The following is a 17,914-nucleotide window of genomic DNA, read 5'->3' on the forward strand; positions in this document are numbered from 1 at the left end:
GAGAGTTTCATGTTGTTGACCAAAAAGAACTCGGGCACCACAGGTGCTTCATCGTCCCCATTCGTGCACAGCTTGCGCCGCGGACTCACTCAGGAGTTGCCTACCCTAGATCGCCGCACGTTCTTGCGTCGCTCTGGCTTAGGCGTGGGGGTGGGCTTGGCTGCTTCGCAGCTGAGTTTGGTGAAAAAAGCCCAAGCTGCCAGTACTTCTGGCGGTGTAGTGGGTGCTGGCAAGGTGGAAGTGAAGCGCACCATTTGCACCCACTGTTCTGTGGGCTGCGCGGTAGACGCCGTGGTTGAAAACGGCGTGTGGGTTCGCCAAGAGCCTGTTTTTGATTCCCCCATCAACTTGGGTGCGCACTGCGCCAAGGGTGCTGCATTGCGCGAGCACGGCCATGGCGAATATCGCCTGCGCTACCCCATGAAGTTGGTCAACGGCAAGTACCAGCGCATCAGCTGGGACCTGGCCTTGAAAGAAATCACAGAGCGCATGCTTGAGCTGCGCAAAACCAGTGGCCCCGACAGCATCTACTACGTGGGCTCATCCAAGCACAACAACGAGCAAGCTTATTTGCTGCGCAAGTTTGTGAGCTTCTGGGGCACCAACAACACCGATCACCAAGCGCGTATTTGCCACTCCACCACCGTGGCGGGTGTGGCCAATACATGGGGCTACGGCGCCATGACCAATTCGTACAACGACATGCAAAACAGCAAGTGCGCCATGTACATTGGCTCCAATGCTGCTGAAGCTCACCCCGTGAGCATGTTGCACATGTTGCATGCCAAAGAAAATGGCTGCAAGATGATTGTGGTCGATCCCCGCTTCACACGCACAGCCGCCAGAGCCGATGAGTTTGTCCGTATCCGTTCAGGCACCGACATTCCATTCTTGTTTGGCATTGTTTATCACATCTTCAAAAATGGCTGGGAAGACAAAAAGTACATCAACGACCGTGTGTATGGCATGGAAGCTGTCAAGGCCGAAATCATGGCCAAGTGGACACCCGACAAGGTAGAAGAAGCTTGCGGCGTTAATGAAGCGCAAGTTTTCAAAGTGGCCAAGATGCTGCACGAAAACAACCCCAGCACCATCGTGTGGTGCATGGGCCAAACCCAACACACCATTGGCAATGCCATTGTTCGCGCCTCTTGCATCTTGCAACTGGCACTGGGCAACATTGGTAAAACGGGTGGTGGCACCAACATTTTCCGTGGCCACGACAACGTGCAAGGCGCTACCGATGTAGGCCCTAACCCCGATTCATTGCCTGGCTACTACGGCTTGGCTGAAGGCTCTTGGAAGCACTTTGCCAAAGCTTGGGATGTCGACTTTGAGTGGATCAAAGGCCGCTATTCAAGTCCCGCCATGATGGGTAAGAACGGCATCACCGTGTCACGTTGGATCGATGGTGTGCTCGAGAAAAACGAGCTGATTGACCAAGACAGCAATTTGCGCGGCGTATTCTTCTGGGGCCATGCGCCCAACTCACAAACTCGCGGTTTGGAAATGAAGCGCGCCATGGACAAGCTCGACTTGTTGGTGGTGGTCGATCCATATCCCTCTGCCACAGCGGCCATGGCCGCCATGCCAGGCAAACCTGAAGACCTGAACCCCAACCGCGCGGTTTACTTATTGCCTGCAGCCACACAATTTGAAACCAGCGGTTCTTGCACGGCTTCCAATCGCTCCATTCAATGGCGCGAAAAGGTCATTGAGCCTTTGTGGGAAAGCCGCTCCGATCACATGATCATGCTTCAGTTGGCCGAGAAATTGGGCTTTGCCAAAGAGTTGGTCAAGAACTACAAAATGCAAAAAGTCAAAGGCATGGACGAACCCGTGCCCGAAGACATCCTGCGTGAAATTAACAAGTCTGTCTGGACCATTGGCTATACCGGTCAAAGCCCAGAGCGCCTCAAAGCCCACATGCGCAACATGCATGTGTTCGATGTCAAAACCCTCAAATCGAAGGGTGGCAAAGACAAAGAAACAGGCTACGACTTCGGCGACGATTACTTCGGTTTGCCATGGCCTTGCTACGGCACGGCCGAACTCAAACACCCAGGCTCACCCAATTTGTACGACACCTCCAAGCACGTCATGGAAGGTGGCGGCAACTTCCGCGCCAACTTTGGCATTGAGCGTGAAGGCAAATCATTGTTGGCTGAAGACGGCTCACATTCCAAAGGTGCCGACATCACCACCGGCTACCCCGAACTCGACCACGTGTTGCTCAAAAAGCTCGGCTGGTGGGGTGAACTCACAGAAGCCGAAGCCAAAGCGGCCGAAGGCAAAAACTGGAAGACCGATTCTTCTGGCGGCATGATCCGTGTGTTCATGAAGAACCATGGTTGCCATCCGTTTGGCAATGCCAAGGCCCGTGCAGTGGTTTGGAACTTCCCCGATCCTATTCCTCAGCACCGCGAGCCGCTGTATGGCACTCGCCCCGACATGATGGCCAAGTACCCTACGCACGACGACAGAAAAGCCTTCTGGCGTCTGCCCACTTTGTACAAAACCATTCAAGACAAAAACATTGCCGACAAGGTACATGAGAAGTTCCCGCTCATCATGACCTCCGGCCGTTTGGTCGAATACGAAGGTGGCGGTGAAGAAACCCGTTCCAACCCTTGGCTGGCCGAGTTGCAGCAAGAGATGTTTGTGGAAATCAATCCGCAAACAGCGTCTAAGCGTGGCATTCGCAATGGCGACCGTGCTTGGGTGAAGTCACCCACTGGTGCACGCATCAACGTTCAAGCGCTCGTCACAGAGCGCGTTGCGCCCGATACCGTGTTCTTGCCCTTCCACTTCTCGGGTCGTTGGCAAGGTGCCGACATGCTGGCGCACTACCCCAATGGTGCGGCGCCTATCGTGCGCGGTGAAGCCGTCAACACGGCCACCACGTATGGCTACGACAGCGTCACCATGATGCAAGAATCAAAAACCACCGTTTGCGATGTGGAGAAAGCGTAAAGCTTTCCACACACACAGGAGTAAAACATGGCAAGAATGAAATTTATCTGTGACGCAGAGCGCTGCATCGAATGCAATGGTTGCGTCACAGCTTGTAAAAACGAACACGAAGTACCTTGGGGCGTTAATCGCCGCCGCGTGGTCACATTGAACGATGGTGTGCCCGGCGAGAGGTCTATCTCTGTGGCGTGCATGCACTGCTCAGATGCACCTTGCATGGCAGTTTGTCCCGTCAACTGTTTTTATCGCACCGAAGAAGGCGTGGTCTTGCACGACAAAGACGTGTGCATTGGCTGTGGCTACTGCTCCTACGCATGCCCCTTTGGCGCACCTCAATTCCCAAGCGCTGGCACCTTTGGTGTTCGCGGCAAGATGGACAAGTGCACATTCTGTGCAGGTGGCCCCGAAGCCAATGGCAGCCAAGCCGAGTTTGAAAAATATGGTCGCAACCGTTTGGCCGAAGGCAAGTTGCCTGCTTGCGCTGAAATGTGTTCTACCAAAGCCCTGCTCGCTGGAGACGGCGATGTGGTGGCCGACATCTTCCGCAACCGCGTGGTGCAACGCGGCAAAGGCGCAGAAGTTTGGGGCTGGGGCACTGCCTATGGCAGCAAAACCGATGCGAAAGGTGCCAAATCATGAGCAGCTTTCAACGACTCACGGGTATCGCCATTGCTTTGACAGTGGCAGCAGGCCTCACCGCCTGCGGCGACAAAGCCCAAGAACTGGCCGGCCAGCCCAAGTTCGATGCCGCGCCTTACACAGGCACAGGCGTGAAGGTGTTCACCGAGTCTGACTGGAAAGCAGGCGACAAGAACAGCTGGGCCCAGCAACTCAAAACTCGCGCCCAATATGGGCAAAACGATCACTCGCGATCCAACTGAACGTGGGAGTGCCAGCATGAACCGATTTTCGGTACTGAAACAGATCAAGGCCCATGTTCTCATGGGTGCTGTGATCTTCGGCGTGGCCTTGAGTGTGTCGGCCCAAACACCAGTTGCACCAGCTGCAACAGCTACATCTGCAACATCTGCAGCATCTGCAAAGCCAGCAGCGGCTGACACCAAAGCAGCGGCACCTGAGGCGGCCAAAGCAGGCGCCATGGGCGTGCAAAGTGCCAACATCTTCTCCATTGCACCCGATGCCAGCACCGATCCTAAATACGCAGACCAAAACAATGGCGAGCGTGACAAGGTTCAACCTGGCAACAACGCGCCCATGTGGCGACAAGTAGGCGCAGGTGTGAACGGCTTCAGCAGCTTGCCTGCATCGGAAGCACCTGAAGCGGGCAACCTCATTCAGCCATTTGTGCAATACCCAGGCTCCAAGCTCACCACAGCGGGTGAGGCATGGCGCCAAGTTCGCAACAACTGGATCATCCCCTACGGCGGCTCTTTGCTGTTGATAGTTACTTTGGCCATTGCCTTGTTCTACTACGGCAAAGGCACCATGAAGTTGCATGGCGCAGAAACAGGCCGCAAAATTGAACGCTTCACGCCGCTCGAGCGCGCAGCCCATTGGACCAACGCCATTGCGTTTGTTTTGTTGGCGGTGTCTGGTGTGGTAATAGCTTTTGGCAAGTATTTCATCTTGCCTATCATCGGTTCAGCCTTGTTTGGTTGGCTCACCTATTTCCTGAAAAACGTTCACAACTTTGCCGGCCCCTTGTTTGCGGTGTCCCTCATCATTGTGTTTTTTACTTTCCTCAAAGACAACTGGCCTAGCAAAGAAGACATCACTTGGATGCTGAAGGGCGGCGGCATGTTCTCGGGACAAGAAGTGCCATCACACCGCTTCAACGCAGGTGAGAAAGTGGTGTTCTGGTTGGGTGTGTTGGGCTTGGGCGTCATAGTGGTGGCTTCTGGCCTGGTGCTTGACAAGCTCATTCCTGGTCTCATTTACGAGCGCGGCACCATGCAAATTGCCAACATGATTCATGGCGTGGCCACGGTCCTCATGATGGCCATGTTTTTGGGCCACATTTACATGGGCACCATTGGCATGCAAGGCGCTTACAGTGCCATGCGCACTGGTTATGTCGATGAAACCTGGGCCAAAGAGCACCACGAACTTTGGTACAACGACATCAAGGCAGGCAAAATTCCTGCCCAAAGATCTCCCGAAGCAGTAGCCCATGGTGGCGCGGCTTCCACGTCAGCATCTGCTTGAAGTTTGAGGATTCAAACCATGAAAAAAACATTCATCAGCATGGCCACTTTGGTGTTGGCATCTTTGTTCAGCGTTTCGGCCATGGCCAAGTTGCCCCCTCTGAGCGACGAAGCCAAGGCCAAAGCGGCAGAAGCCGCTGCCAAAACAGCCCATGGCAACAAAGTAGCCGATTTTCAGTTGTGCAAGTCGCGCGAAAAAGTAGCGGCCCACTACTACAAAACAGCCAAGGCCAGTGGCAAGCCCACTAACCCACCCGTGGCTACACCCCCATGCGTCGACCCAGGTGCCTTTGTGGCAGCAGCCCCAGCCGCTCCTGCAGCGGTGGCCGCAGCCCCAGCGGCAGGTGCTAAGCCTGCAGCCCCTGGTGCTGCACCAGCCCCTGCTCCCGCGGCTGCTCCAGCCAAAAAATCCTGATTTTTCCCTGAATTCTTCGGGTTGAAAGTCCCTCGCTGCATAAGCGTGGGACTTTTTGCGTTAGGCTCAAGCCTGAATATTTGATTGACCCATGTTGCAAGCTTCTTCCCTTAAACCCAGATTGACTCAAGCGCGCGCTGAATTGACGCGTCAAATCAGTGTGGTCAATGAGTTTGGTGAAACATCCCAAGTGCACATTCCTGCAGAGCGTGCGCTCACTGTGTACTTGGATAAAAAAGAGTTGGTCACACTCATGACCTTGGGTGCCAGCCCTGAGTATTTGGTTTTAGGTTTCTTGCTAAACCAACGCTTGATTCAGTCGGTGGATGAAATTGAATCTGTCACGGTAGATTGGACTCTGGGTGAAGGCGAATTGGGCCAACCCGGTGTGGCGGCCATCAAAACGCGCGAAGGCCTGAGCCAAGCGGGCCCTAAAACTGCAGCGCGTGTGGTGACCACAGGTTGCGGTCAAGGCAGTGTTTTTGGCGATTTGGTGAATGACATCGACGCCATTCAGCTGCCTGCTGACGCACACATTTCTCAAGCCACTTTGTATGCTTTGGTCAATGCCATTCGCCTTCAAGAAACCACTTACAAATCTTCGGGCTCTGTGCATGGGTGTGCTTTGTTCAAAGGCGCTGACATGCTCATGTTTGTGGAAGATGTAGGCCGCCACAATGCGGTGGACACCATTGCTGGTTGGATGGCCATGAATGATGTGAGTGGGTACGACAAAGTTTTTTACACCACTGGCAGGCTTACCAGCGAGATGGTGATCAAATCGGCTCAAATGGGTGTGCCCATTGCAGTCTCGCGCAGTGGCATTACCCAAATGGGCTTGGAAGTGGCCGAGCGCGTGCAGCTTTGTGCCATTGGCCGCGCCACCAACAAACGCTTCTTGTGCTTTAGCGCACCCCAAAGATTGAAGTGGCAAACGGAGTTGGCTGAAACTGCGGGCAAGCCCGTGTTGCATGATGCAAGCTGAAGGAGCACAAGTGCCCAGCACCCCTTCTCTGCCGATGTTGACTCAACATTCTTGGCAACGCTCATTTGAATTGGGTTGGCGCAACCTTTGGCGAGATTTTCGTTCAGGCGAACTCAACCTGCTCATCATTTCAGTTGTGCTGGCAGTGGCCGCACTCACGGCGGTTGGATTTTTCTCAGACCGGTTGCAAGCCGGTTTGTGGCGCGATGCTAGACAGCTTTTGGGCGGCGATGCGGTGGTGGTGAGCGACAAGCCCACACCCGCCAACTTCCAGCAAAAGGCTCAAGCCTTGGGTCTCAAAACCAATGACACCCTGAGTTTTCCCAGCATGGCACGCGCAGACGATGCCAAAGGTGGCGAAACCAAATTGGTGGCCTTGAAGGCGGTGTCAGAAGGTTATCCCTTGCGCGGGCAAATGAGTCTGTTGAACCTAGAAGGCAGAGACGCCATCAAACCAGATTTGTCAAAGATCTATCCCGCTAAACCTACCCGCGAAGTACCTCAACCTGGCCAAGCCTGGGTAGATCCTGCCCTGCTCGAGGTGCTGAATTTGCAACTGGGTGATGCGCTGTGGCTTGGCGACAAGGCCTTTCAAATAGCGGCGCTCATTGACCGCGAACCAGACCGAGGCGCTGGTTTCATGAACTTTGCACCCAGGGTCATGATTCACCAATCGGATGTGATGGCCACGGGCTTGATTCAGCCGGCCAGTCGCTTGTCATACCGCATGGCGGTAGCGGGTGAAGCATCGCAAGCCAATGTGCAGCAGTTTTTAAAGTGGGCTCGCGATGAAGTGGCTAAGCCTGAGGTCAGGGGTATTCAAGTTGAGTCGATGGAGAGTGGTCGCCCTGAAATGCGTCAAACCCTAGACCGTGCCGAGAAGTTTTTGAATTTGGTGGCTTTGTTGGCAGCGCTTTTGTGCGCGGTGGCGGTAGCACTGGCAGCCAGAACTTTTGCAAGCAAGCACCTTGATGGCTGTGCTTTGCTGCGTGTGCTAGGGCAGAGCCAAAAAACATTGTCTGTGGCTTATGCCTTCGAATTCATCACTGCAGGTTTGGCTGCCAGTTTGTTGGGCGTCATCATGGGCTATGGCATTCACCATGCCTTTATTTGGTTGCTGGCTGGATTGGTCGATGTGCAATTGCCGCCAAGCTCTGGTGCACCGGCGCTGTTGGGCTTGGGCATGGGCCTGACCTTGTTGTTGGCGTTTGGTTTGCCGCCTGTTTTGCAGTTGGCCAAAGTGCCTGCCATGCGCGTTATTCGCCGCGACATGGGTGGACTGCAGCCAGCTTCTTTGGGTGTCCTGCTCACGGGTTTAGTAGGCTTCGCGGGTGCCTTGATGTGGGCTAGCCGCGATGTCAAACTGGGTTTGATGACGGTCGGTGGTTTTGCAATAGCCACCTCGATGTTTGCGGGCGCCACCTGGTTGGTTTTGAAGTTGCTGCGCAAGTGGGTGCCCAGCGACACCACACCGCGTTGGTTGCTGTTGGCCACGAGGCAGGTCATGGCACGGCCGGTGTATGCCGTGGTGCAAGTGAGTGCTTTGTCTGTGGGCTTGCTGGCCTTGGTCTTGTTGGTGTTGCTCAGAACCGATTTGATCAGCAGTTGGCGCAAGGCCACGCCAGTCAATGCACCCGATCGATTTGTGATCAATGTCCAGCCCGATCAAACTCAAGCGTTTCAAGACAAATTGAGCCAAGTGGGTGTGAAAGATTACGACTGGTATCCCATGATTCGAGGGCGCTTGGTAGCGGTCAACGGCCGAGAAACCAGTCCGCAAGATTACACCGATGAGCGTGCCAAACGCTTGGTCGATCGTGAATTCAACTTGTCGGCCCACGCTACCCAGCCCGAGCACAACGCGGTGGTGAAAGGGCAGTGGCAGGAAGGCGAAAAAGATGCTGTGAGTGTTGAAGTTGGCATTGCTCAAACGCTGGGTTTGAAGATGGGCGATCGTTTGCGATTTGATGTGGGGGGTGTGATTTCAGAGGGCCGAGTGACATCATTGCGCAAAGTGGATTGGGGCTCTATGCGAGCCAACTTTTTTGTGATTTACCCTGTCGACAATTTGCCAGAAGTGCCCTTGAGTTACATGGCCGCTTTTAAAACTCCCGATGTACCTGCCTTCGAGCGCAATTTGCTGCAGCAGTTTCCCAACGTCACCAGTGTCGACTTGCGGGCCTCCTTGATGCAAGTGCAAAAGGTTTTAGATCAGGTCATTCGCGCCGTTGAGTTCTTGTTTGCCTTCACTTTGATGGCGGGCTTGCTGGTACTCACTGCAGCAGTAACCTCGACACGCGAAGAGCGCAAACGCGAATTTGCCATCATGCGCGCCTTGGGCGCTACGGGCCGTTTGCTTAGTCAAGTGCAAACAGCCGAGCTGATGGGTGTTGGGCTGATGGCGGGTTTCTTGGCCAGCATGGTGGCCGAGTTGGTGGGCTGGGGCTTGGCGCGCTTTGTCTTTGAATTTGAATGGACTGCTTCGCTGTGGGTGCCAGTGGCTGGCGCACTCACTGGTGCGGTGTTGGCTTGGGTTGCGGGCTGGTGGGGTTTGGCGGAAGTGCTTCGCCAACCCGTGTCGCAAACTTTGCGTCAAGCGTCTGAGTAAATCAAGACGCTGTGTCAAGAAGCTGTGTCAAGACGGTGTGAGCAACACCACCAATGCACCGGCGCCACCTTCAGCCGGTTTGGCTTGAACAAAAGCCATGACTTGATTTTTTTGTACCAGCCAACTGTGCACTTTGGATTTGAGCACAGGCGTTTTGCCTGGTGATCCCAAACCTTTGCCATGCACCACGCGCACACACCGAATACCGTGCTTGTGTGCATCGCGAATGAAGGTGGTGAGCGCCAAGCGCGCCTCGTCGCTGCGCAGGCCATGCAAATCGATTTCACGCTGAATAGCCCAGTCGCCTTTGCGCAACTTGCGTGTGACCTCGGGCCCCACCGTGGGGCGCCTGAAGCTCAGGGCATCGTCGGTGTCTAGCAAGGTACTCACATCGAACTCATCGCTCAAGGAATCTTGAATGACTTGGGCTTCGTCTTTTTTAAGCTGTGTGGCAATAGGCTGGCGCGGTTGAATGGGGAGATGCGCTTTGTTGTGAGCAGGTAACGGAGCCACTTTGCCTATGGCGCGTGAAAAAAGATTTTTATCTGCTTCTGCCTTGCGAATGGCTGCAGCGCGCGCGGCCTCCTCAGCAGCTGCTTGGGCCTGCGCCGCCGCAATTTGCTTTTGAACTTTTTTGAGATCTTGAAGCGATTGGAATTTCACCAGCCAATGTTGCCACAAGCTTTGCAGGTTTTGAGGGCGGGTTTACAAAACACCTTGTTCGGCCATTGAAAAGGCCTGCCCGGGCCCCACGATCACATGGTCTAGAACCCTGACATCGACCATGGCCAAGGCCGATTTCAAACTCTGGGTGAGGTGCAAATCGGCAGGGCTGGGGTGCACCGAGCCACTGGGATGGTTGTGCGCCAACACAACGGCTGCGCTGTGGTGATGCAAGGCCCTAAGTACCACCTCGCGCGGATAGACACTGGTTTGACTCAAAGTGCCCCGAAACAAGGTTTCCATGCACAAGAGCCTGTGCTGGGCGTCTAAAAACATCATTGCAAACACCTCGTGAGTTTGGTGTGCCAAGTGAAGTTGCAAATAAAACTGCACGCTGGCGGCGCTTTGCATCACCTCGCGTCTGGAAAGTTGCTGTGCCATGGCCCGTTTGGCCAATTCAATGACGGCCATCAGCTCGGATTGTTTGGCGGGCCCTAAGCCTTTGATGGCATGTTGGTAGGCTGGTGGTGTGAGCAGTAAATTGGCCAATCCCCCACTGGCCAGCAGCATGTCTTGTGCCAATTGCAGCACATTTCGGCCTGCCGCTCCGGTTCTGAGGAGCAGGGCCAACAACTCGGTATCGCTTAAAGCGCTGGGCCCGCGGGTGAGCATTTTTTCGCGGGGACGAGTGTCTGGGGGTAATTCTTGGAGCTTCATGGGCATTCTATTCAGATAAATGCCCCAGATTCAGACTTTTTGGGGCGAAAGCCTTAGAAGCTTTTTACAATGGCGCATTGGACCAATGAGTCTGAGCCAAAACCCCGGTCTTTGGGGCGGTTAGGATTTTCATTGGCCTGCATTGAATTGCGTTTCCTGAGCATTTGAAGTCTCATTCTCAGAATTTAGATTTATGACCACAGTCCAAGCCGGATCTTTTTTAACGCTGCATTACCGTTTGGCCGGTCCTCAGGGAACGCTCATCAATACTTTTGAAGACAAGCCTGCCACGTTGTCATTGGGATCTGGCGAACTGTCGCCCGGTATGGAAGCGGCTTTGATTGGTTTAGAAGAGGGCGTTCGCACCACGTTTGAGTTGGCCTCGGGCGTGGCATTTGGCGATCGCAACCCCGATATGCAGCAATGGGTGGCGCGCAAGTTGATGGCCCAGTTGGGTGCTGCACAAGAACACTATGTGCCTGGCGATGTGGTGCAGTTTCCCACGCCCGATGGCCATGGCACTTATGCCGGTGCTGTGGTTCAGGTGGCCGAAGATGGCGCAGTGTTGTTTGACTTCAACCATCCACTGGCAGGCCATCCCGTCACGTTTGAAGTGCATGTCATTGGTATTTTGTAAATCCACATTAGAAAGATGAAAGAGACTATGGGCGTACAAGAAATTTTGTTGGCTGAGCCTCGTGGATTCTGCGCCGGCGTTGACCGTGCCATCGACATTGTCGAAGCAGCCATTGCCAAATTTGGCCGACCTATTTATGTGCGCCATGAAATTGTGCACAACACCTATGTGGTCAACGATCTCAAAACCAAGGGCGCCATCTTCATTGAAGAATTGAGCGATGTACCGCCCGGCGCCACCTTGGTGTTCAGCGCGCATGGGGTGAGCAAGGCAGTTCAGGCCGAAGCAGAAGCGCGGGGCTTTAACATTTTTGATGCCACTTGCCCCTTGGTCTCCAAGGTGCATGTGGAAGTGGCCAAGCTGCACAAAGAAGGCTACGAGTTCATCATGATTGGGCATAAGGGCCACCCCGAGGTAGAAGGCACCATGGGCCAATTGCCCGATGGCATTCACTTGGTGGAAGATGTGCACGATGTGGTCAACGCCCGTCCCAAGCAAACCGAACTTTTGGCAGTAGTGACCCAAACCACCTTGAGTGTGGACGACGCTGCCGAAATTTTGCAAGCAGTGAAACTGCGCTTTCCCAAAGTGCGTGAACCCAAACAACAAGACATTTGCTACGCCACTCAAAACCGGCAAGATGCGGTCAAACTGATGGCCCCTCAAATTGATGTGTTGGTGGTGGTGGGCAGCCCCACCAGCTCCAACAGCAACCGTCTGCGTGAGTTGGGCAGCAGAATGGGCGCCGATAGCTACATGATTGACAGCGCCGAAGAATTGCAAAATGAATGGTTCGTTGGCAAACACCGCGTAGGCCTCACCGCTGGAGCTTCTGCCCCCGAAGTGCTGGTGCAAGATGTGATTCATCGCTTGCGCGACCTGGGCGCAACATCCATTCGCAAATTGGATGGCGTGACCGAAACCATCAAATTCCCTTTGCCCAAGGGCCTCAAATTAAACGATGGCCACTGATACTCCGACTGCCTTATTTTTATCACCATGCTAGACATTCTTCTGCTCCGCAAAGACCTAGACGCAGCTGTTGCGCGTTTGGAGACTCGTAAAAAACCACAAGCTTTCTTGAATGTCGAAAAGTTTCGCGCTTTAGAAGCCGAGCGCAAAACATTGCAAACACGCACAGAAGAACTGCAAAGCCAGCGCAACAGCTTGTCCAAACAAATTGGCATGCTCAAATCTAAAGGCGAAAGCACCGATCAAGTCATGGCCGATGTGGCCAGCATCAAAACCGAACTCGACGCATCTGCACTGCGCTTAGATGCCTTGCAGGCAGAACTTCAAGACATGCTGTTGGCTGTGCCCAACTTGCCACATGAAAGCGTGCCTGTGGGCGCCGATGAACACGGCAACGTGGAAGTGCGCAAGTGGAGCGTGGACGGCAAGGGCCCCAAGGTATTTGATTTTGAGGTGCGCGACCACGTGGACATTGGCGAAAAGCTGGGCCTCGACTTTGACATTGGCATCAAGTTATCGGGCGCACGCTTTACTTTCATGCGCGGCCAAATTGCACGCATGCACCGTGCCTTAGCGCAGTTCATGCTGGACACTCAAACACAGCAACACGGCTACACCGAGTGCTACACGCCTTACATTGTGAATGCAGACACTTTGCGCGGCACGGGCCAACTGCCCAAATTTGAAGGTGATTTGTTTGCTGCCAAAAAGGGCGGGCAAGAATCTGAAGAGGGCGCAGAAAGCCAAGCGCTTTATTTGATTCCCACCTCCGAGGTGACCTTGACCAACGTGGTGCGAGATGAAATTTTGGCAGAGTCCGATTTGCCCATGAAGCTCACAGCCCACACACCTTGCTTCCGATCAGAAGCGGGCAGTGCAGGGCGTGATACGCGCGGCCTCATTCGTCAACACCAGTTTGACAAAGTAGAGATGGTGCAAATTGTTCATCCAGAAAAAAGCTACGAAGCGCTGGAAGAAATGACCGGCCATGCCGAAGTCATTTTGCAGAAACTAGGCTTGCCCTATCGCGTCATGCTGCTGTGCTCTGGCGACATGGGTTTTGGTGCCACCAAAACTTATGACCTTGAAGTGTGGGTGCCTGCGCAAGGCACTTACCGCGAAATAAGTTCTTGCTCTAACTGCGAAGCATTTCAAGCGCGTCGCTTGCAAGCCCGCTTTAAAAATTCGCAGGGTAAGAATGAACTGGTACACACCTTGAACGGTTCCGGCTTAGCCGTGGGCCGTGCTTTGGTGGCTGTGCTTGAGAATTATCAGAATGCAGATGGGTCTGTTACGGTACCTGAGGTTTTGAGGGCTTATATGGGCGGCATCACTGAGCTTCGTGCTTAAAGGCTACTGATAGAATTTGCGGCAGTGACCAGCCGCAAATGTGAATGTAGGAGAAGTGGCAGAGTGGTCGAATGTACCTGACTCGAAATCAGGCGTGGTGGCAACATCACCGTGGGTTCGAATCCCACCTTCTCCGCCAAGTTAATTGCCTCGCTAGATTGCTAGGCTTTTTTTGCTGAGCTCGCTGGGCGAGGGTGAGGTGGGTGGGTTCCTCATACTGGAGTACCAGAAATCGTCACCCACCCACCTCACCCTCACCCAGCTGCGAACAGCAGTGTTGGTGTTCAGAAATTTTTCGCGTTAGAAAGTTGAGTGGTTAGCGTATTGGGGGCTGACGATTTCTGGTACCCCAGTATGAGGAAGCCCCCAATACGCTAACCACTCAACGCTCTATCTAAAAATAGAAACAGCTAATCCAATTCTTCATCCTTCAAATTAACCCATGTTGAAATCTCGCAAAGCCTTCGTATTGCTTGCAGTCTCCGCATTGGCATGTGCGCTGCTAGCAGCCTGCGTCAGCATGGCGCCTCGCGCCAACCCCGACTACGACGCCAGCAAACCACACCACCGCCCTGACGGATTTTCTAACCGCTACTCAGAACGATCCGACAAGCCAGGCTTGCTGCGTTGGCAATGGGAGCGCATGCGAGACGGCTTGCCCAAGCCGCCAGCTAAGCCCATCGTGGGTATTGAGCCAAACCTTGAATTGATCAACAGCGACAGCACGCAGCCCAGAGTGACATGGGTTGGACATTCAACGCTGCTGGTTCAAATCGATGGCCTGAATCTTTTAACAGACCCTCACTGGGGACAACGTGCCTCACCCTTTAGTTTTGCAGGCCCCAAACGGCATCAAGCACCTGGCATTGCGTTCGACAAACTTCCAAAAATCGATGCTGTGGTGATCTCACATAACCACTGGGATCATTTGGACCAAGAAACTGTTCAGGCCCTCATGGATCGTCATTCAGGCATTCGTTTCTTTGTGCCGCTTGGCATTCAGCATTGGTTCAAGAAAGAAGTCAAAGGCGCTGTTCTGGAGGGCCCTTCGCGCAACGTCATTGCGCTAGACTGGGATCAACACACCAGCATCAAAGGCAAAACAAAAAACCTAGAGTTGCATTTTCTGGCCGTGCAGCACTGGAGTGCGCGGTCAATTGGCGATCGCTACGAAACCCTTTGGGGCAGTTGGGCCTTCATACACCCAGATTTTCGATTTTGGTTTTCTGGCGACCTTGCCTACTCGCGTGACACCAAAGACATTGGAGAGCGAATGGGTGGCTTCGATTTGGCAGCCATTGCAATTGGCGCTTATGAACCTCGGTGGTTTATGAAGGACTCTCATGTCAATCCTTCAGAGGCACTGCAGGTTCAGAAGGATGTGAAAGCCAAAGCGGCCATGGGCATTCACTGGGGCACATTTGATGGCATGAGCGATGAGCCTTTAGACCAAGCGCCGAAAGACTTAGAGATTGCCAAGAAAGAGTCTTCTGTGCCTTTGAACTTCTTTGTGCTCAAGCATGGAGAGAGCTGGTTCTTGGAAAAAATCAATTCACGGCTTGCAAAATAATCTCGATGGCGTACTCGGTGGGCAGCGTGCCGGTCTGTTGAAACCAAATGGTCATCGGACCTTCGCCGAGTTTCTCTGGAGAGATATTGGCAAGGACATTGCGGTTTAAGTCTGCAGGCCCCATGTGACCATAAACGAGCATGCGGCTAACGTCTACGCCAGCATCAAACACGTTGCTTGATTGAATTGCATAAAACGCAATGGCATCTTCTGACACATAGCGAACCAGCCTGACCGACTTAACTCGGTGGTTCTTGGGAATGTCCCACCGAACATAGTCAGCGTCGCCACGAACAACAACGCCATGAATGAGCATTGTGAGCAAACCTTCAGCCATTTTGCTGGGTTGCAGTGGGTTGGTTGATGCCTCATGGCTCATGCTCGAACCTGCTGCTTGCAGATCAAAGACTTGCGAGGCCGATGCGTTGCCGGCCAAATCGACCTGGCGAATCCAAACCATGCTCAGCCCATTCCCTAAAGTACCCAAAGCAGAGCCGCTGCCTGCATGCCAGCTAATCTGGTTGTCTAGCGAATACTCCCACTTTGCATTCGCTTCAAGGCCTGTTACTTGAAGTGACCGCGTGAAGCCGTCAACGCTTGAGCTCACAGCCACAGGTGCTGGCGCCATGGTGTCTAGGACGCACGTCACCACAACGATCTCAGATTTATTGCCTGCGTCGTCGCGTGCTCTAACCCAAATCATTTTCGGGCCATCACCTTTCACTTCAAAGGATTTGCCGGAGCCTATGGTCCAGGTGACGCCTTGGTCCAAAGAGAACTCCCAAGAATAATCACTGTCTACTGCCCAGAGTCCATTTCGGGTAACGCCATCGCTCACGCTCAATCCGGTGTCTGAAAATGACAGTTTGGGCGGCTTTAAGGTGATGGCGCCAGTGCTAGGCGGATTGGATGTTCCAGGTGGATTTGACGAACTTATTGCGTCCCCCGCTCCTCCTGACCCTCCGCACGCAACGATCAATGAGAGAAAGCCAAGGCTCCCAAAAAGAAACAATCGTCTGACAAGAACACCCATCGAATTCATACCATCACTTTTTAATAAAAAATTGATTTGATGGTGTTGGTCAATTGTGACAATTCCGTGAATTGCCATGGTGTACAAAAGCCTATTGGCTTGTAAGTGCTTGATCTAGGTCTGGTGGATTCAGTTGAAAGATTTTGAGCGAGGGTCAAAACAACGGATCAACTGGCTAGGAATTTCGGGTACTTGTGTTTTGAGATAAGTTCGAATTAATGGCGCTGCCAGCCAAGGTTTGGTATGGCCACTCCAAATGCCACGCGGCACAATTTGCTGTTCACTGTCAGTCATTTGAAGTGTGACAAAAGCGGGCAGAAGTGTCTCAAACTCTACCTCTGCCAAGCTCCATGTTCCAAGGGTCCAAATGCCAGCAATTTGCGCAGATTGAGATTGCGGTGGGCTGTAGGCTTGAATGGCTTTGTGAATGGCTTGAAAGGTTGCTTCGCTTTCTTTTGGTTCAGTCACACCTTTGCAATTCTGAGTGTGCGAAAGCCATTGGTTTTGAATTTTGCCAAGAATGTCGATTTCTATGCCGTCTACCACCATCAAGTAGCTGTGGTCAGCAGCTTTGAAGCTGATGTGCGAGGCAATGACGCCAACTAAGACGATGAGCAATAGCGGTAGGGCTACTTTCTTTTTCATCATTGGATTATGGCTGAGCTTGCTGGGCTCGCTGGGTGAGGGTGAGGTGGGTGGGTTCCTCATACTGGAGTACCAGAAATCGTCACCCACCCACCTCACCCTCACCCAGCTGCGAACAGCAGTGTTGGCCGTCTGAGATTTTCCGTACGCCAGAAGTTGAGTAGTTAGCCTATTGGGGGCTGACGATTTCTGGTACTCCAGTATGAGGAAGCCCCCAATAGGCTAACTGCTCAACGCTCCATTTAATCCAAAGCAAGCTTAAGCAAGCCAAAAAATTGCGTATCTATGTACGATCAAAAAACCAATTATCAAACAACGCTTGTCAGTACATCATCCGGACGCTATGATTCAACTTTTAATCGCCAACAGTGCGCCCATGCCTGCATCTCTCAATCCCAAATCCGAGCGCATCGATGTTCGTGCAAGTACCCCTGTCAAACAGTTGTTGCAGGAAGCCGCGCGCGTTTCACACAAAAACGTGAGTGAATTTTTATTGGATGCGGGTATCAATGCAGCTAACCAAGCACTTGCCGATCGCACAAAGTTTGACCTTAGCAAAGAGACTTGGACAGCCTTTCAGAAGGCTCTCGATCAACCGGTCAAACCTAAACCCAAGCTGAAGAAACTCTTGTCCGATAAAGGTTTGCTCGGTTGATCGCACATAACTTCGAGCCAGTTCACAAGCTGAGCATTGCTGATGGCGTGGAGTCGTTTGATTGTGGGCATGTTGCCCTGAATGAGTTTTTACAGCGCTTTGCTTTAGTCAATCAAAGATCAAACAGTTCACAAACTTATGCGAGTTGCAATGCTGGCCAAGTTGCTGGGTTTTACAGTTTGGCCGTTGGCAGCGTTGAGCCATCACATTCTGCGCCCCGTGTGATCAAAGGAATTCCGCGACATCCAGTTCCTGTGATGATTCTTGCCAGACTGGCCATCGATCAAAGATATCAGCGACAAGGTCTGGGCAAAGCACTGCTGAAAAATGCATTGCTTCGAACTGTGCAGGCTGCAGACATTGCGGGCATTCGGGCACTATTGGTTCATGCGAAAGACGAGGAAGCTAGAAATTGGTACCGCCAATGGGAGTTTGAACAAAGCCCTACTGATGCTTACCATTTGTTTTTGTTGGTGAAAGATATTAAGGCACTGCTTTGATGTTTTTTTGCTGAGCTCGCTGGGTG

The 17,914-nt window shown here is 53.1% G+C and carries 17 protein-coding genes and 1 tRNA gene; 14 read left to right on the forward strand and 4 right to left on the reverse strand.

Annotated features, from left to right (window positions below):
• The first annotated feature begins 9 nt into the window (after positions 1-9).
• The 7 genes from B9Z32_RS04070 (at position 10) to B9Z32_RS04100 (ending at position 9,146) form a co-directional block, all read left to right on the forward strand.
• Complete coding sequence (locus B9Z32_RS04070) at positions 10-2,973, forward strand: formate dehydrogenase subunit alpha (RefSeq protein WP_108420060.1); 2,964 nt, start codon at positions 10-12, stop codon at positions 2,971-2,973.
• Between the two features lie 27 nt (positions 2,974-3,000).
• Positions 3,001-3,612, forward strand: a complete 612-nt coding sequence (gene fdh3B, locus B9Z32_RS04075) for a formate dehydrogenase FDH3 subunit beta (RefSeq protein WP_108420061.1) — start codon at positions 3,001-3,003, stop codon at positions 3,610-3,612.
• Complete coding sequence (locus B9Z32_RS04080) at positions 3,609-3,854, forward strand: hypothetical protein (protein ID WP_108420062.1); 246 nt, start codon at positions 3,609-3,611, stop codon at positions 3,852-3,854. The genes fdh3B and B9Z32_RS04080 overlap by 4 nt, the downstream gene beginning before the upstream one ends.
• A 16-nt stretch (positions 3,855-3,870) precedes the next feature.
• A complete protein-coding gene (locus B9Z32_RS04085) occupies positions 3,871-5,139 on the forward strand; it encodes a formate dehydrogenase subunit gamma (RefSeq protein ID WP_369909449.1) in 1,269 nt (422 codons plus the stop codon).
• An 18-nt stretch (positions 5,140-5,157) separates the two neighbouring features.
• A complete protein-coding gene (locus B9Z32_RS14165) occupies positions 5,158-5,553 on the forward strand; it encodes a hypothetical protein (protein ID WP_199219936.1) in 396 nt (131 codons plus the stop codon).
• A 91-nt stretch (positions 5,554-5,644) separates the two neighbouring features.
• Positions 5,645-6,538 (forward strand): formate dehydrogenase accessory sulfurtransferase FdhD, encoded by an 894-nt coding sequence (locus tag B9Z32_RS04095; protein WP_108420063.1) that lies wholly within the window; start codon positions 5,645-5,647, stop codon positions 6,536-6,538.
• Positions 6,539-6,572: 34 nt separating this feature from the next.
• Positions 6,573-9,146, forward strand: a complete 2,574-nt coding sequence (locus tag B9Z32_RS04100) for an ABC transporter permease (RefSeq protein WP_108420980.1) — start codon at positions 6,573-6,575, stop codon at positions 9,144-9,146.
• Positions 9,147-9,173: 27 nt separating this feature from the next.
• On the opposite strand, the gene B9Z32_RS04105 is transcribed toward B9Z32_RS04100, so the two are convergent.
• Both B9Z32_RS04105 and radC read right to left on the reverse strand, forming a co-directional pair.
• Complete coding sequence (locus B9Z32_RS04105) at positions 9,174-9,809, reverse strand: Smr/MutS family protein (protein WP_108420981.1); 636 nt, start codon at positions 9,807-9,809, stop codon at positions 9,174-9,176.
• Between the two features lie 42 nt (positions 9,810-9,851).
• Positions 9,852-10,526, reverse strand: coding sequence for a DNA repair protein RadC (gene radC, locus B9Z32_RS04110; RefSeq protein ID WP_108420982.1), 675 nt, complete (start codon positions 10,524-10,526; stop codon positions 9,852-9,854).
• Between the two features lie 193 nt (positions 10,527-10,719).
• Here radC and B9Z32_RS04115 point away from each other — a divergent pair, with 193 nt between their 5' ends.
• From B9Z32_RS04115 to B9Z32_RS04135, 5 genes are all read left to right on the forward strand, one after another.
• Positions 10,720-11,163, forward strand: coding sequence for a peptidylprolyl isomerase (locus B9Z32_RS04115; RefSeq protein ID WP_108420064.1), 444 nt, complete (start codon positions 10,720-10,722; stop codon positions 11,161-11,163).
• Between the two features lie 15 nt (positions 11,164-11,178).
• Entirely contained in the window at positions 11,179-12,135 is a 957-nt protein-coding gene (gene ispH, locus B9Z32_RS04120) for a 4-hydroxy-3-methylbut-2-enyl diphosphate reductase (protein WP_233248060.1), read from the forward strand.
• A gap of 27 nt (positions 12,136-12,162) precedes the next feature.
• On the forward strand, positions 12,163-13,485 hold the full coding sequence (gene serS / locus B9Z32_RS04125) for a serine--tRNA ligase (RefSeq protein ID WP_108420066.1): 1,323 nt from the start codon (positions 12,163-12,165) through the stop codon (positions 13,483-13,485).
• 49 nt (positions 13,486-13,534) lie between these two features.
• Positions 13,535-13,624: transfer RNA gene (locus B9Z32_RS04130), tRNA-Ser, on the forward strand.
• Positions 13,625-13,927: 303 nt separating this feature from the next.
• Entirely contained in the window at positions 13,928-15,055 is a 1,128-nt protein-coding gene (locus B9Z32_RS04135; RefSeq protein ID WP_108420067.1) for an MBL fold metallo-hydrolase, read from the forward strand.
• Here the strand turns inward: B9Z32_RS04135 and B9Z32_RS04140 are convergent.
• Both B9Z32_RS04140 and B9Z32_RS04145 read right to left on the reverse strand, forming a co-directional pair.
• Positions 15,033-15,893 carry a hypothetical protein gene (locus B9Z32_RS04140; RefSeq protein WP_146179448.1) on the reverse strand — a complete coding sequence of 287 codons (861 nt, stop codon included), beginning with the start codon at positions 15,891-15,893 and terminating at the stop codon, positions 15,033-15,035. The genes B9Z32_RS04135 and B9Z32_RS04140 overlap by 23 nt on opposite strands.
• Before the next feature lie 324 nt (positions 15,894-16,217).
• Positions 16,218-16,733 (reverse strand): hypothetical protein, encoded by a 516-nt coding sequence (locus B9Z32_RS04145; protein WP_158268172.1) that lies wholly within the window; start codon positions 16,731-16,733, stop codon positions 16,218-16,220.
• 343 nt (positions 16,734-17,076) lie between these two features.
• Here B9Z32_RS04145 and B9Z32_RS04150 point away from each other — a divergent pair, with 343 nt between their 5' ends.
• On the forward strand, positions 17,077-17,388 hold the full coding sequence (locus B9Z32_RS04150) for a DUF1778 domain-containing protein (RefSeq protein ID WP_233248062.1): 312 nt from the start codon (positions 17,077-17,079) through the stop codon (positions 17,386-17,388).
• Complete coding sequence (locus tag B9Z32_RS04155) at positions 17,385-17,888, forward strand: GNAT family N-acetyltransferase (protein ID WP_233248063.1); 504 nt, start codon at positions 17,385-17,387, stop codon at positions 17,886-17,888. The genes B9Z32_RS04150 and B9Z32_RS04155 overlap by 4 nt, the downstream gene beginning before the upstream one ends.
• Positions 17,889-17,914 lie beyond the last annotated feature (26 nt).

The organism is Limnohabitans sp. MMS-10A-178, assembly GCF_003063375.1.
In the GTDB taxonomy this organism is placed as follows: Bacteria; Pseudomonadota; Gammaproteobacteria; order Burkholderiales; family Burkholderiaceae_C; genus Limnohabitans_A.